General features: G+C 62.5%; 7 protein-coding genes. 5 read left to right on the forward strand and 2 right to left on the reverse strand.

Features of this window, described 5'->3' with window-relative positions; genetic code table 11:
• Window positions 1-181: 181 nt before the first annotated feature.
• Window positions 182-3,100, forward strand: a complete 2,919-nt coding sequence (locus SxD43FB_RS16100) for a glycosyl hydrolase 115 family protein (RefSeq protein ID WP_096063063.1) — start codon at window positions 182-184, stop codon at window positions 3,098-3,100.
• A 13-nt stretch (window positions 3,101-3,113) separates the two neighbouring features.
• Here SxD43FB_RS16100 and SxD43FB_RS16105 read toward each other — a convergent pair whose 3' ends face one another.
• Together SxD43FB_RS16105 and SxD43FB_RS16110 are read right to left on the reverse strand one after the other, a co-directional pair.
• Window positions 3,114-4,952 (reverse strand): gamma-glutamyltransferase, encoded by a 1,839-nt coding sequence (locus SxD43FB_RS16105; RefSeq protein WP_096063064.1) that lies wholly within the window; start codon window positions 4,950-4,952, stop codon window positions 3,114-3,116.
• Window positions 4,952-7,972: a TonB-dependent receptor gene (locus SxD43FB_RS16110; RefSeq protein WP_096063111.1), complete on the reverse strand. Its 3,021-nt coding sequence runs from the start codon at window positions 7,970-7,972 to the stop codon at window positions 4,952-4,954. Before SxD43FB_RS16110 ends, SxD43FB_RS16105 begins: the two co-directional genes overlap by 1 nt.
• Before the next feature lie 680 nt (window positions 7,973-8,652).
• On the opposite strand from SxD43FB_RS16110, the gene SxD43FB_RS16115 reads away from it, so the two are divergent.
• From SxD43FB_RS16115 to SxD43FB_RS16130, 4 genes are read left to right on the forward strand one after another with little or no spacing between them, the layout of a single operon-like run.
• Window positions 8,653-9,312 carry a sigma-70 family RNA polymerase sigma factor gene (locus SxD43FB_RS16115; RefSeq protein WP_162182218.1) on the forward strand — a complete coding sequence of 220 codons (660 nt, stop codon included), beginning with the start codon at window positions 8,653-8,655 and terminating at the stop codon, window positions 9,310-9,312.
• Entirely contained in the window at window positions 9,248-10,213 is a 966-nt protein-coding gene (locus tag SxD43FB_RS16120) for a FecR domain-containing protein (RefSeq protein WP_176482811.1), read from the forward strand. The genes SxD43FB_RS16115 and SxD43FB_RS16120 overlap by 65 nt, the downstream gene beginning before the upstream one ends.
• A 55-nt stretch (window positions 10,214-10,268) precedes the next feature.
• Window positions 10,269-12,143, forward strand: coding sequence for a gamma-glutamyltransferase (locus tag SxD43FB_RS16125; RefSeq protein WP_096063067.1), 1,875 nt, complete (start codon window positions 10,269-10,271; stop codon window positions 12,141-12,143).
• A gap of 23 nt (window positions 12,144-12,166) precedes the next feature.
• A complete protein-coding gene (locus tag SxD43FB_RS16130; RefSeq protein WP_096063068.1) occupies window positions 12,167-15,121 on the forward strand; it encodes an LpqB family beta-propeller domain-containing protein in 2,955 nt (984 codons plus the stop codon).
• Window positions 15,122-15,140: the final 19 nt, after the last annotated feature.

A 15,140-nucleotide genomic window follows, 5' to 3' on the forward strand; every position in this document is an offset into this window, starting at 1 on the left:
CCAACTCGCAAGCCTATCAAATATCCGCGGTGAAATAGACGCAGCGAAATCCCTCGTCCTGATCACATACAGGCTGGCACCGAAAAACGCGGACCGCCGAAGCGAACAACGTCACGAATAATCCGGGCTATAGTCTCTGATCGCTTATTCTATCGCCCGGTTAAGCCGGAGGAGCCCTGCCATGCTGTCTCGTCGCAATCTGCTGTCCGGATCGCTCGCCGCAGCGTTGGCGGCCAGCCCCCTCCGCGCGGCGGTTCGCTTCGATGGCAAGGGGCAGGGGTTCGAACTGGCCGGACAAGGGCAGGCGGTGCCATTGTTCGTGGATGCCAGCGATTTCGCCGGTGTGATCCGCGCGACGCATGACCTGTCGGCGGATATTGGCCGTGTTACCGGTGTCGATGCGCCGCTATCCCCGACCGCCGACAAGGGGCGAATGGTGTTGATCGGTACGCTTGGCCACAGCCCGCTGATCGACCGGCTGGCAGACAGCGGCAAGATCGATGTGGCGCCCCTTCGCGGCAAATGGGAATCCTACACCATCCAGACCATCGCCAATCCGGCACCGGGTATTAGCGAAGCACTGGTCATCGTGGGCAGCGACAAGCGCGGGACGATCTACGGGATCTATGATTTGTCCCAGAATATCGGCGTATCCCCCTGGTATTGGTGGGCCGATGTGCCGGTGATGAAACGGGACCACATCCAGCTTTCCTATGGCCGTTACTTCCAGGGCGAACCGGCGGTCAAATATCGCGGCATCTTTCTCAACAATGAAGCGCCCTGCCTGTCGGCCTGGACGGCGGAAAAGTTCGGCGGGATCAATGCCGCCTTCTACAAGAATGTCTTTGAACTGCTGCTGCGGCTGCGCGCCAATTATCTGTGGCCCGCCATGTGGAACAACGCCTTCAATGAAGATGATCCATTGAACGGGCCGCTGGCCGATGAATATGGCATCGTCATGGGCACATCCCATCATGAACCGATGAACCGCGCGCATAAGGAGTGGACCCGGCGTCGGCCGGGCAATGGCGAATGGAATTATGCCACCAACCGTCCCGCCGTTCAGCAATTCTTCCGCGAAGGCGCCAAGCGCAGCAAGGACCGCGAACTGTTGGTGACGATGGGGATGCGCGGCGATGGCGACGTGGCGCTGGAAAGCACCGGCGGCATCACGTCGGACATTGCGCTGCTGGAAACGATCATCGCTGATCAGCGCCAATTGCTGGTAGAGGAAACCGGCAAGCGCATCGAGGATATCCCGCAGGTCTGGGTGCTGTTTACCGAAGTCCAGAAATATTATGATGCTGGCCTTAAGGTGCCCGACGATGTCACCTTGATGTTCGCCGACGATAATGTCGGCTATATCCGCCGCCTGCCCACAGCGCAGGAGCGGGCCACCCGCACTGGCGGCTTTGGCATCTATCACCATATGGACATGAATGGCGGGCCGTATAGTTATAAATGGATCAACACCAATCCCTTCCCGAAAATATGGGAGCAGATGAACCTGGCGCTCACCTATGGCGCGGATCGGATTTGGATCACCAATATCGGCGACTTGAAGCCGCTGGAACTGCCTATCGAATTTTTCCTGACGATGGCCTGGGATCCCAAGGCGGTCAGCAAGGATCGGATCGCGGAGTGGACGCAAATATGGGCCGCGCGCGAATTTGGGCAGGCGCATGCGCAGGAGATCGCCACGCTGGTCTCACGCTACGCGAAATATAACGCCTGGCGCAAACCGGAGCAGTTGCGCCCTGACACGTACAGCCTTGAGAATTTCGACGAAGCCGAACGAATGGTGGCGTTGTGGCTGGACCTGCGATCGCGTGCCGAAGCGATCAATGACAAGCTGCCGGAGACGCACAAGGCGGCCTATTATCAGCTTGTCCTCCACCCCATCAGAGGCTGCTGCAACCTGACGCAAATGCAGGTCGCCGCCGCGCGCAACAAACGGTTCGCAGAGCAGGCGCGCGCCAGCACCAATGAGGAAGCCCAGGAGGTCAAGCGGCTGTTTGCGCAGGCCCATGCGATCCGCGACACCTATAATCACGATCTGTCGGATGGGAAATGGAACCATTTGATGGACCAGCCCTATATCGGCTATTTCGACTGGTATCAGCCGGTTCAGGATATCTGCCCACCGGTGTCGGCGCTTGATCTGCCGGACACGGCGCAATTCGGCGTAGCCGTGGAGGGCGCGCGGCAGGGCTGGCCGGGCTATTATCTGCCCCCAAATTTGCCGATACTCGACAGCCTGTACCGGCCATCAAGCTGGATCGAGACATTCCCGCGTGGCAAACGCCCGGTGGAGATCCAGTTGGTTGCGAGCGACCCTTGGATCATCCTGAAACAGGACAAGGCGTTCAGCGTCGGAAAAGCCGACAGGCGCCACCGGGTCGAGATCGACTGGCGCAAGCTGCCGCCCGGTCGCAGCACGGGAACGGTGAAGATCAGCAATGGTCGCGATGGCGGTGGCGCTGAGGCGCAGAGCGTGACGGTGACGGTCACGGCCATTCGGGCGTCGGCGGAGGAAGAGCGGGCCGCCAAAGGCTGTTGGGGATCGCTCGTCGGTGCCTTCTCGATCCCAGCCAGCGACTATGCGCGCAACATTCCCGCCGCTGGTGTCCAGTGGGAGCCGATCCCCGACTATGGACGGGTCGATGCGGCGATGTCGATCTTCCCGGTGGATGCCGCATCCATGCCGGACCCGCAGCGTGCGCCACGGCTGGAATATCCCCTTTTCGTTGGCGAGGCGGGCGAATGGACGTTCGATCTGGTCACCGCGCCGACGCTCAAGGTCAATCCCGATCATGCGCTGTCGCTGGCCCTATGGGTGGATGATGGCCCGCCGCAGGTCGTAACCGTCTTCACGCCCGAAAAGCGCGAGTCCGAGGAATTTCTGGGCAAGGCGTCGGAGATCAATGCGCGTAATGACATGCGTATCATGCGCTTCAAGGCGGCGATCGCGACGCCGGGGCGGCATGTCCTGACCATCGCCATGGTCGATCCGACGATCGTCCTGCAAAGCATCGTCGCCTATCGCGACGCGCTACCGGCCAGTTATTTCGGCCCTCCGGCGAAGCGGATTGGCGCATAGGCTCGGGTGTTGCTCAATAGCCCATGGCATATCCCATGCGGCGGGGATCGCTGCCGCCCATGCGTGCGCCGGACGGGTCGACCATGACGCCCTGGATACTGCCGATGGCGAAGGCGCCGACCATCTCGACGCTATGGCCCTTGGCCTTCAACGCCGAGACATCCGGAGGCGCGAAACGGTCTTCCAATTGTATGGTGATGGCAGCACCCGGCTTGTAGAAATTGGGTTTGGCATTGAGCGCGAAGCGGGGCGCTTCAATCGCCTGCTGGATCGGCATGTCCAGGTCGAGGGCGTTGACGAGGAATTGGAACTGGGTCTGCCCGATCGTCTCGCCGCCTGGCGTACCGCACACCAGCTTCAATTGCCCCTTGTCCAGCACGATGATGGGGCCGTTGCCTAGCAGCGCACGCTTGCCCGGTGCCACGGCATTGGGATGACCGGCATAGGGAGCCGTCGACCCGACACGCAGGCCATTGTTGCACAACAGGCCGGTGTCGCCCATCACCACCGACGTCCCAAAGCCGCCGCCGATCGTCGTCGTGACGGCAATGGCATTGCCTTCCTTGTCCACCACCGACAGGCTCGTGGTGTCGCCGCCGCGTGTGTCTTCATCAGCGGCCGCCTGTCGATCAGGCTGCTTGCTCCTCGCCAGCGTAGCGCCTTCGGGAAAGGCGATGGCTTGCATGCGGTCGATCAGTTTGCGTCGCGTCGCGGCGAAATCCTTGGACAGCAATGTGGCGACGGGCACATCGACAAAGCGGGGGTCGCCCGCGTAGCGATAGACATCGGCCTTGGCGATCTTGATCGCCTCGATCAGCAGATGCGTGAGGCTGGCGCGATCGCTGGCAAGGGACGCGAGATCCCAGCCCTCCACGATGTTGAGCTGTTCGCATAGTTCCAGCCCGGTGCGCGAGGTGAGCGGACTGCAATAAACATCCATCCCGCGATAGACGGTCGAAACGGGGTTGTCCCAGACCGGGCGATAGCTGCGCATATCCTCCATGCGCAGCCAGCCGCCATTGGCCTGCGAAAAGCGGGTCATGTCCTGCGCGATCGGGCCGATGTAGAACTGATCATAGGCGGCGGACAGCGCCTGGTCCCGGTCGGCCCCGCTTTTGAGCGCCCGCGTTTCCGCGTCGGCGAGACTTTGGAAGGTGCGCGCCAAGGGCAGATTGCGGAAGATGGCGCGCGGCGCGGGCGGCTGGCCGCCGGGCAGGAAGATCGCCGCGCTGGTCGGATGGCGCGCCAGCACCGCTTGCTGGCGGCGGATGAACATCGCGATCGAGGCATCGAGCGGATGCCCATCGCGCGCATAGCCGATGGCGGGTTCGAGCAATTTGGCTAGCGGCAGCCGACCATAGCGCTTCGCCAGTTCTATCCAGCCGCCAAAGGCGCCGGGAACGGCGACGGCCTTATGTCCGCTGTCCAGTTCCTTGGGATCGATGTCCGGGTCGAGCAGGGCAGGCGCACCCCCGGTAAAGGCGAGCGACTGGACCTTGCCGCTGCGCCGTTCGAAACAGGTGGCAAAGCCATTGCCCGCCGCGCTCGATGCCCAGGGTTCGACGACATTCATCACCGCCATGGCGGCAACGGCGGCGTCTGCGGCCGTGCCGCCCTGCATCAGCATGCGCGTGCCCGCCATCGCCGCCAGCGGATGCCCCGCCGCAACGCCGCCGTGGGGCATCGGCACTTCGACGCGATGCGCCCTTGCCACCGCCGGGCTGCTGCGCGGCGCATCGGGTGCCTTGTCCCCCGACTGGGCCAGAGCCGTTCGACCGGGCAGGCCGAGCAGCGCTGCGCCCGCGAACCCCGCCGCGATCAGATCGCGACGGGCCAGACCTTCATCCCGCATCAGAAGGACTTTTTGATGCTGGTGTACCAATAGCGCGCCTGCGGCTGATACAGGCTGGACAGGTATCCTCCCGACGCGAGCGGTGGATCCTTGTCGAAGATGTTGCGCGCGCCCACGGTGATCGCCGTTCCCTTCATCATGCCGCTGTCGAATTTATAGGTGGCATAGAGGTTCACCGTCGTCTGCCCCTTGACCACGAACCGGTTGCCGTCCGCATCGAACACCGCGTCCTGATAAACATCATCGATGAACTGGGTGAAGGCACCGATGGTCACCGGGCCATAGTCCCAGGTCAGGTTGGCGGAAATGCGCCAGCGTGGCTGACCGTCGCGTCCGACGACATCGCCACCGCCGGGAACAGGCACGGCCGCGTTGATTTCGCCTGCCGCCTGTCCATCGGTAACCGCCTGCACGGCAGCCGGGGCGTCGAGCTGATATTTGATGAGGCGCGCGGCATTCACGTTCAGCCCGAACTTGCCGAAATTGGTGGTGCCTACGCGATAGTCCAGGTTGAAGTCGATGCCATCGACCTGGATCGGCAACAGGTTCTGGAAGGGGGCCGTGACGTAAAGCAGCTCACCCACTGGTGCCAAGCCCGTGCCCGCCACCAGCGCGATGTCGTCCGCCGTGGGTTCGCGGCGCACGACGGCGGGATTGCTGCTGCCCTGGACCCGCAGCAGATAGTCGAGATTGAGCGCATTCTGATAATCGAGCAGACCCACGACGCCCTTCTGCTTGATCCGCCAGCGATCAACGGTGAAGGTCACATTGCCCCAGCCTTCGGGCAGCGGCGGCTGGAACACCGCGCCGAAGTTCCAGCTGGTGGATTCTTCGGGCTTCAGATCAGGATTGCCGCCTGACCGGCGCAGCACCGACACGTTGCGCGCGCATTGGGAGAAGCTGCTGATGCGCCCGGCGCGCAGGTCGGCTTCGCACAGCACATATTCGGTGCCGCCATTGACGCGGTCCAGCGTCGCAGTGTTGATGACTTCCAGGTTAGGCGCCCGGAAACCTTGGGACCAGGAACCGCGCAGGCGGAAGCCCTGCAACAGATCCCAGCTCGCCGCGATCTTCGGCTTAGCGACGTCACCCACATCGCTATAGCGTTCATAGCGCCCGGCGATCTGGATATCGAAGGAGCGGATCATGGGGATTTCCATGTCCGGGCTGACCAAAGGCAGGGCGATTTCGGCATAGGCGGACCAGACCTTGCGCTTGCCCGATACGTCGGGGCTGGGGCTGGCCCCCATCAGGTCCGACCCGTAGAAGATGCCCGTGACCGCATCGGTATAGGTGATGTCGACACCGGCCACACCGCCTTGCCGGGGGTCGCGATTGTCATCGAAGGTTTCGCGCCGAAACTCGACGCCGGTGGCGATGCCGATGCTGTTTCCGGCCCACAGGCCGATGAGATTGGCATTGGAAATCTTGAGATCCCAAAGCGCCAGCGATGTCTTGGTGCGGCGGGTAGACTGGATGCGGAAGCTATCGACGATTGCGTCGTCATTGGGGGTGCCATCGCCGACTGCGGGATTGGACAGGCTACCACCATTGAACGGGTTATAGGCGTCGGGCGTTGTCTTGTTGATGGCCGCCTGAAGCAGAGTGCTGGACGTGCCATCCATGGTGTCCCTTACCGTTGCCCAAGTGTACAGGCCCGCTGACTCCCAGTTCCAGTCGCCGAACGTGCCACGCAGACCGCCCAATATGCGATATTGCTGGTTTTTCACATTAACGTTGCGCATCCCCACATCAACATAATTGAGGCTGCGGATGGTAACAGGGAGCCCTTCGTCCGGAATGTTGAGGCCAGGCAGGCGGTTGGGAGAACCGACCGGACCCAAGGGATTCCAATAGGCGTCAGCCGCCACCGTGATCGGAATGTTGGCCAGCGATCCGGGGGTGCCGATATTGGCTTCGGTCTTCCCCTGGTAGAAGCCGAGTTCACCAAAGAAATCCAGATTGTCCGTCAGTTCATAATTAATGAAGCTGAACAGGTTGATGCGCCTCACCGATGGCTGGGTGGTAAGATCGGGCAATGTTGCATTCGGGTCGAAACGCAGGTTGGAATCGACATTGGCCATCTGCGTGGTCCCGCTGGCATCGTCATAGCACATGCCCGGCGTACCGGCTGCGACCTGACAGCCGGGGTTGGTTGATGGCTGGATATGGAACTGGCCTGAAGCGTTGGTAAGCGCGACGCCATTGCTGGTGATCACTCCGGTCCCGGTCGCCTGGAACGTGCCCCAGGGTGTACTGGTCGATGTCCCGTTGAAGCTTGCATTGTTGGCAAAGGGCGTGCCCGCGACGAAGGATCGCCGGTCGGCCGTGGCCGTATAGTCCTGGTCACGCAGATAGAGTTTGGACTTTTGCGCATAGCCGCCAAAGAGCGAGACATTGCCCCGGCCGCCGCCGAAATTGAATCCGACAAGGCCGTTGACGGTAAATTCGCGCAAATTGGTGCCTTCCGCGCCGCCATATTGCGCGTCGAACGTGGCTCCGGTGAAGTTGGATTTGAGCACATTGTTGACGACGCCCGCGACGGCATCCGACCCATAGAGCGCCGCCGCGCCATCGCGCAGCACCTCGACGCGCTCGATCGCGCCGACGGGGATGGTGTTGGCGTTGAAGCCGAAGGTCGGCACGCCGGAATCGATCACCCCGGTAATCGCCTGCGATGTGGGATGCAGCACGGTGCGGCGGCCATTGATCAGCAGCAGCGTATTACCCTGACCCAGGCCGCGCAGCGATACCGTGGACACGTCGCCGCGCGCGGCATTGCCCGATCCGCCGCCCAACACCTGCTCATTGAACGTCACGCCGCCGAGCTGCGGGATGGAGCGGAACAGGTCCGCGCCGGAAACGGCCGCGACGGCATCGACCTGTTCCTGACCGACGACGGTGACGGGCAGGGCACCCGTTGTCTTCGCGCCCCTGATCTGCGTGCCGACGACGACGATTTCGGCGCGGCTTTCGCCTTGCGGCTCGGCGGGCAACCCCATGGTCGGCGCGTCCGACATGGTGCCGCCCGTCTCCAACTGCGCAAACGCAATCGGCTTCAACGCCGCAACCGCGCCGGGTTCGGCGCTGAGGCTGCGATCGCGCAGGGTGACGACATCGTTGCGGTCGGAGGAGATGACGAGATCGGTGCCCCGGATGATATGCTTGAGCGCCTGCCGCGCATCATGCGCGCCATAGAGACGGGGTGTGCGACTGTGGCGCAGTTTCTTGGACGGCGCGATGATCTGCAGGCCGCTTTGTAACGCGAAGGAGGGTAGCGTATCCACCGCGCGGCCTTCGGGCAGGTCGAAATTGCGTTGCTGGGCGCTGGCTGTCCCACTTGTCAGCGCCAGTGCAGCGGCGCTGCTCCCCAGCAGCATGGCAAAGATCTTCGTCTTGTTCATCATGTTCCCCCATTTCCCTCCCACACGGACGCGCGCCAGCGGACGCACGCAGCCAAGGCGCCACGCGATGGTCGATCACTCACTGAAAATTCCGTACATGGGCCGACTCATTCGCCCGGCCAGGCGATGCCGATCGGCCCCTTTTTCGGGTGCCCGACATCCTCTCCAGATCACGGCATGGAGGCCAATGGCGCCGCAGATCACAGTGGAAAGACACGAGAGCGGAAAATATCCGCCATTGGGTCTGTCACATTTTTTTCATGCTGTTCTAGCGGCGGATTTGGGCGTGCCTTTCGTTGCTACAGACGATCGTCGATGTAAGGGGTCGACCTATTCTGGATAGCAGAGCCATATGGCTGGCACGCCACATTTGTCCGCATGAACCAGCGCTGCGCCGCTGGCTGGCGGGGCGCGTGCAATATGGCTTTCTGCTCGATGATGTCGTGCAGGAAACCTATGCGAAGCTCGCGACCCTGCCGTCTGTCGACCATATCGAAAATCCACGCGCCTATTTCTTCCGCGCCGCGCTTTCGGTCATAGTCACCGAAGTGCGACGCGCGCCGGTCGTCTCGATGGAGACGCTGACCGAGATTGATCGTTTGAGCATCGAATCCGGGGTTCTGCCGCCGGACGTGCAAGCGGAGCAGCGCGAGGAGTTTCGGCTGGTGGCGGAGGCAATCGACCAGTTGCCGGCCAAATGCCGTGAAGTTTTCATCCTGCGCAAAGTCCATGGATTGTCGCAGCGGGAAACCGCGCAAAAGCTGGGTTTGTCGGAAAGCACGGTCGAAAAACATGTCGGCCGCGGCATCCGCACCCTGATAAATATTTTCGGACGTGGCGGAAAAACCGGCCATGTCGCGTCTAACGACCGAATTTCAAATGCAGAGCCATATGACAGTCAGGGAAAGCAGCGCGGAGATAGAACAACAGGCGACCCTCTGGGCGGCCCGCTGTGACGCGACTGATCTCAGCGCCGCCGACAGACGAGAGCTGGACGCCTGGCTCGCCGGGGACAGTCGCCGCATGGGTGCGTGGGCGATGGCCCGCGCGACGCTCGCCCGCGTCGAACTGGCGCAAACCGATGAACAGGCGATCCATGCCGCGACCACCAAGGTCGGCGCGACGCGCAGACAAATCCTGTGGGGCGCTGGCGCAGCGGTTGCGGCTTCGGCGGTCGCCGCCGTCGGGCTGCACCTGTCGGGGCAGGGCACATATTATGAGACAGCCAAGGGCGAAATGCTGCGGGTTGCGCTTCCCGATGGCAGCGTGGTCAATCTCAACACCGCCAGCCGCATCGAAGTGCGATTCACGCCGCAGACCCGCACCGTCATACTGACGAGGGGCGAAGCGCTGTTCGATGTCGCGAAAAACAAGGCCGTCCCCTTCGTGGTGGAAGCGGGCGATGCGCGGGTTCGCGCTGTCGGCACGGCCTTCACCGTCCGGCGGCAAGCGGATCGCGCCGTTGGCGTGATCGTCAGCGAAGGCGTGGTCGAACTGAGCCGTCGTAACGTCGCGACCCAGCCTGTCAGGCTGGTGCAGGGGATGCGCGCAGCGGTCGATCCGGCGGCGGCCAGTCCCATCGAGACGGCCCGCATATCGCCTGATGCGATCGCTCAGGAACTTTATTGGCGCGAAGGGATGATCGCCTTTCGCGACACCTCTCTCGCGCAGGCGGCCGCGGAATTTGCGCGCTATAATGATGAGAAGATCATGATCGCGGACCCGCTGATCGCGCAGGAAACGATAACCGGGCTGTTTGTCGCCAATGATCCGCATGGCTTTGCGAAGGCGGCGGCCGAAAGCCTGGGCCTGGCGACGCGGATGGACGGTAACCGGATCATCCTTGGTCCCATCTGACATATTGGCGCCGGATGAAGCGTATCGGCGCAGGAAAAAACGGGGAGTTTCAACGATGAACGATGAGAACCCGATTACGGGAATGAACCGTCGTGCCTTGGGCAAATGGGCTTTGGCCACCGGAGCCGCCGCTATTGCGGGGCCGATCGGCACCAACGTTCAAGCGCAGACGCCGCCCCCTGAACCGACGCGCCTCAAAAGCGCGGGCGAAACCCTCCGCCCCGAAATCGTCGGTCAATTCGGCATCGTTGCGGCCGGCCGCCATTATGCGGTCGCGGCTGGAACCCGCATCTTGATGGCAGGGGGCAACGCCACCGATGCGGGCGTGGCTGCCGTGTTCGCTGCAGCCGTCACCGAAATTTCGCATTTCGGCTTTGGTGGAGAAGCGCCCACCATCATCTATGACGCGGCCACGAAGAAGGCCTCCGTCATCAATGGCCAGGGAACGGCCCCCGCGCTTGCGACCGTCGATCAGTTTGCCGCGCTGGGCGTGATACCGGGCAACGGCCCCAATGGCGGCACGGTCCCAGCGATGGTGGACGCCATGGCGCTGGCGCTCCAGCTCAACGGCACGATGACGCTGGACCAGGTGATGGCACCCGCCATCGAACTGGCGGACGGCTTCGTCATGTATAATTTCCTGGCCGAAGTGTTCGTCAGCCAGCAGAAGCCGACATCCAAATATAAAAATGCCTATGACGCCTATTATCCCGGCGGCAGGCTGCCGCGCACCGGCGAGATATTTCGCCAGCCCAATCTCGCGCGCACGATGCGAACGATCGCGACTGCCGATCGGCAGGCCTTTGCCCGGACGAAGGACCGCAAGGCCGCGATCCAGGCCGGGCGCGATGCCTTCTACAAGGGCGACATCGCCCGCCGCATCGGTGCCGCTATGGAGGCGGACGGCGGGCTGATGCGCTATGCGGATCTGGCCAATTATAAGGGTAGGGTCGAACCACCGGCGACTGCGGAAGTGTTCGGCTATACCGTGTGCAAGGGTGGTTTCTGGAGCCAGGGACCAGCGCTGCTGCTGGCGCTGAATATTGCCGAAGCCGCCGGGATCGGTGCGATGGAGCCGGGCAGCGACGCCTATCTGCATACGCTGGCCGAGGCGATCAAACTCGCCTTCGATGATCGCAACGCCTTCTTCGGCGATCCCGATTTCGCCAGCGTGCCGATGCAAGGCCTGCTGTCCAAACCCTATGCCGCCGCGCGTGCCAGGGACATCCGGCCGCAGGCGTCATTGGAGCATCGCTATGGCGACCCTTGGGCCTTTGAGGGACGCAAGCGCGACACGCCTTCCTTCCTACCGCGCATGCTGAAAAAACCGCCGGCGCCCACCGCCGATACGACCGCGATCGAAGTGGTGGACCGGCACGGCAATCTGTTCAGTTGTACGCCGAGTTCGGGCTGGATGCTGGGCGGTGCCTATATTGCGGGCGATACCGGCGTGCCGATGAGCAACCGGATGACGATCTTCGATCTCGATCCCGACAGCCCCAACGTCCTTGTCCCCGGCAAGCGGCCACGCACGACGTTGTCGCCGTCCCTGGTGCTGAAGGATGGCGCGCCCTTCCTGGCGATCGGCACGCCGGGCGGCGACAATCAGGACCAGCAGATCATGAATGTGTTGCTGCGCGTCCTGGCCTTCGGAGAGCCGCTGCAGGCGGCCATCGAGGCACCCCGGATCAACTCCAATCATTTCCATGGTTCCTTCGGCGTCAAGAAGGACGAGCCGGGCGTGCTGGAGATCGAAGATCGCGTTCCTCAAGCGGTGCGCGATGCGCTGAGCGCGCGGGGGCACAAGCTGGATGTATTGGGGCCATTCGGCGTGTCGACCGGCATCGTAGCGGCAGGCGTCGTGCCTGAAACCGGCACCTTACGTGGTGGCGCGGATGTGCGGCGGGAACGCTACGTCTTCGGCTGGTAGGGAATGAACGGGGAAATCATATCATGAATATACGGCTCACACCCTTCGCCATCGCCCTGATGGTCGGCACGGTCATTCCGGCCCTCGCTCAACCTGCCAATCTGCCCCCGCCTGGTGGCGAGACACCGATTGCCTTCGACGTGCATGAAGGGACGTCGATGGCCGTGTCCGTTTCGCCGAACGGCAAGTGGCTGGCCGTCGATCTGCAGGGCAGTCTCTGGATCATCCCGGTCAAAGGCGGGAAGGCCAGGCGGATCACCGACTATTTCAATGACGCGCGTCAGCCGGTCTGGTCGCCCGACGGATCACGCCTCGTCTACTTCGCCTATCGCGACGGCGGCTATGATCTGTGGAGCATCAAGCCCGACGGCAGCGACATGCACAAGCTGACCGAAGGCCCATTCGATGATCGCGAGCCGGTCTTTTCGCCGGACGGCAAGACGCTCGCCTTTTCGTCGGATCGTAGCGGCAATTATGACATCTGGACGCTCGACATCGCCACGGGCGCGATGAAGCAGGTCAGCAGCCACGCGCGCGAGGACCGGCTACCGACCTGGTCACCCGATGGCGCGCGGATCGCCTATTCCGGCGGGCAGGGGATGGCGAGCGCCCTCTATGTCGTCGATCTGGCGACGGGGCAGGAAAGTCTGTTGAAACAGGCCGAAGGAAGGGCCGAAGCGCCGTCATTCGGGCCGTTGGGGCAACTGGCTTATGTCGTGCAGGACGACACGGGCAGCCATCTGGCAATCGACGGCAAGATCGTCAGTGGCAAGGAAAATGTCTTTCCTTTCCGCATAAGCTGGGATCAGGCAGGCGGCTATTTCTACGTGTCGGACGGCAAGATCCGCCGGGGCGGGGCGAAGGCGGCCTCGACGATCGACTTCGCTGCCACGCTGGAGGTCGTGAAACCCAGTTATAAGCGGGCCAAGCGTGATTGGGATTCGACCGCGCCGCGCAAGGCGCTTGGCATCGTGCATCCGCGTATCTCCCCCGATGGCAGTCGCATCGCCTTCGTTGCGCTGGGCGATTTGTATGTCGTCTCGTCCAAGGGCGGGGTGCCGGAAAATCTGACCAAGGACGCCGCGCTCGACGCCGATCCCGCCTGGTCGCCCGATGGGCAGAGTGTTGTGTTCAGTTCGGATCGTGTCGGTGGTCTGCCGCAGCTCTGGATCAAGGATCTGAAAACGGGCACGGATCGGCAATTGACCAAGCTCGACACGCAGCCGCTCGGCGCGGCCTGGTCGCCGGACGGCACGCGCGTCGCTTTCATCGACGTCGATGGTCGTTGGGGCGTGGCAGGTGTCTGCGTGGTGGATGTCGCGACCGGCAAGGTCACACGGCTGCAGACCTCGCTTGGCCAGCCGGGCAGTCCGAGTTGGTCGTCGGACGGAAAATATGTCGCGATCAGCCTGTCCTACAAATTTTCCAACAGTTTCCGCGAGGGCACCAACCAGGTCTATGTGATACCGGCTGATGGCAAAGGCGAGCCATTCTGGCAGATACCGGAGGCCAATATGTCGCTCGATACGCGCAGCGGCAGCGGCCCCGCCTGGTCGCCCGACGGCACGAAGATGGCGGGCATCTATGAAGGCCTGCTCAAGGTCTGGCCCGTGGACAAGGCAGGCAAGCCAGTGGGGCCGGTGCGCAGCCAGACCAACGATACCGCATTCTATCCGACCTGGACGGCGGATTCGAACACAGTCCTGTACCAGTCCAACGACGCTTTGAAGACGATCGACCTGGCCACCGGCGTCACGAGCGACGTACCAGTCGACCTGAAGTATCGTCTCGCCAAGCCAACGGGCCGCACCGTCGTCCATGTCAGCCATCTGATCGACTCGGTCACCGATGCGACCCAGCATGACAAGGACATCATCATCGACGGCAATCGCATCGCCCAGATCCGCGATCATGACCCGGCGCTGCATGAGGGGGGCGCGTTCGTCGACGGCACCGGCCTGACCGCCATGCCCGGTCTCATCGAATATCATTCCCATGTCCAAAAGGATTTCGGCTCCAATCTCGAAAAGGCGTGGCTGGCCTATGGCATCACCACGGTTCGCGACCCCGGCACGCAGGTCTATGACGCCGTCGAGGATCGGGAAGCGGCAGAGGCAGGCGTGCGCCCCAGCCCGCGCCTCTATGTCGGGGGACCGCTGCTGGAATGGCAGCGTGTCTATTACAAGATGGGTGTGGCCGTTTCCGGGCCAGCGCATCTCGAACGCGAACTCGAACGCGCACGTTTGCTGAAATATGACATCGTCAAAAGCTATGTGCGTATGCCCGACCTCTATCAGCGTCGCATCGTAGAGGCGGCGCATGATATGGGCATTCCCGTATCGGGCCATGAGATTTATCCGGCCGCCTATAGCGGCGTCGACGGCACCGAACATATGGGGGCAACCAGTCGCCGCGGCTATTCACCCAAGCAAGGGCCGGGCGGCATGGCCTATGACGATGTCATCCAACTGTTCGGCCGAAGCGGCCGGACGCTGACGCCCACCAATTTCGGGGCGCTGACCGGTTATCTGGAAAAGAACCCCGACTATCGAACCGATCCGCGCGTGAATCTCTATCCCAGCTGGGCGCGGGAAAGCGTGACGGGCGACAATGATCCCATGGCACGTATGGTTCGGCCGCTGCTGGCAGGCGGCCTCATCAGCCTCAAGAAAATATATGACGCAGGGGCGCAAGTCGTCGCGGGAACCGACACGATGATCGCGACCAATCTCCACGCGGAGATCGCCTCCTATGTCGATGCAGGCCTGACGCCATTCCAGGCGTTGCAGACGGCCACAGTCAATGCGGCCAAGGCGCTCAACCTGGATGCCGGGACACTGGAAGCCGGTAAGTTGGCCGACATCGCGCTGGTGGATGGCGACCCCAGGGCAAATATCGCCAACAGCTTCAAGGTGCGCAGCGTGATCGCCAATGGGGTCGTCCACCATGTCGATGATCTGGTGAAGCCCAACCCGTGAAGGTGACCCGATCGGGAAA

The sequence above is a fragment of the Sphingobium sp. D43FB genome (genome assembly GCF_002312805.1).
In the GTDB taxonomy this organism is placed as follows: Bacteria; Pseudomonadota; Alphaproteobacteria; order Sphingomonadales; family Sphingomonadaceae; genus Sphingobium.

Bases quoted from the DNA above. Each gene is read 5' to 3' on its own strand.
- SxD43FB_RS16100 (WP_096063063.1), top strand. From the start codon at position 182: ATGCTGTCTCGTCGCAATCTGCTGTCCGGATCGCTCGCCGCAGCGTTG.
- SxD43FB_RS16105 (WP_096063064.1), bottom strand. From the start codon at position 4,952: ATGCGGGATGAAGGTCTGGCCCGTCGCGATCTGATCGCGGCGGGGTTC.
- SxD43FB_RS16110 (WP_096063111.1), bottom strand. From the start codon at position 7,972: ATGTCGGACGCGCCGACCATGGGGTTGCCCGCCGAGCCGCAAGGCGAA.
- SxD43FB_RS16120 (WP_176482811.1), top strand. From the start codon at position 9,248: ATGACAGTCAGGGAAAGCAGCGCGGAGATAGAACAACAGGCGACCCTC.
- SxD43FB_RS16125 (WP_096063067.1), top strand. From the start codon at position 10,269: ATGAACGATGAGAACCCGATTACGGGAATGAACCGTCGTGCCTTGGGC.
- SxD43FB_RS16130 (WP_096063068.1), top strand. From the start codon at position 12,167: ATGAATATACGGCTCACACCCTTCGCCATCGCCCTGATGGTCGGCACG.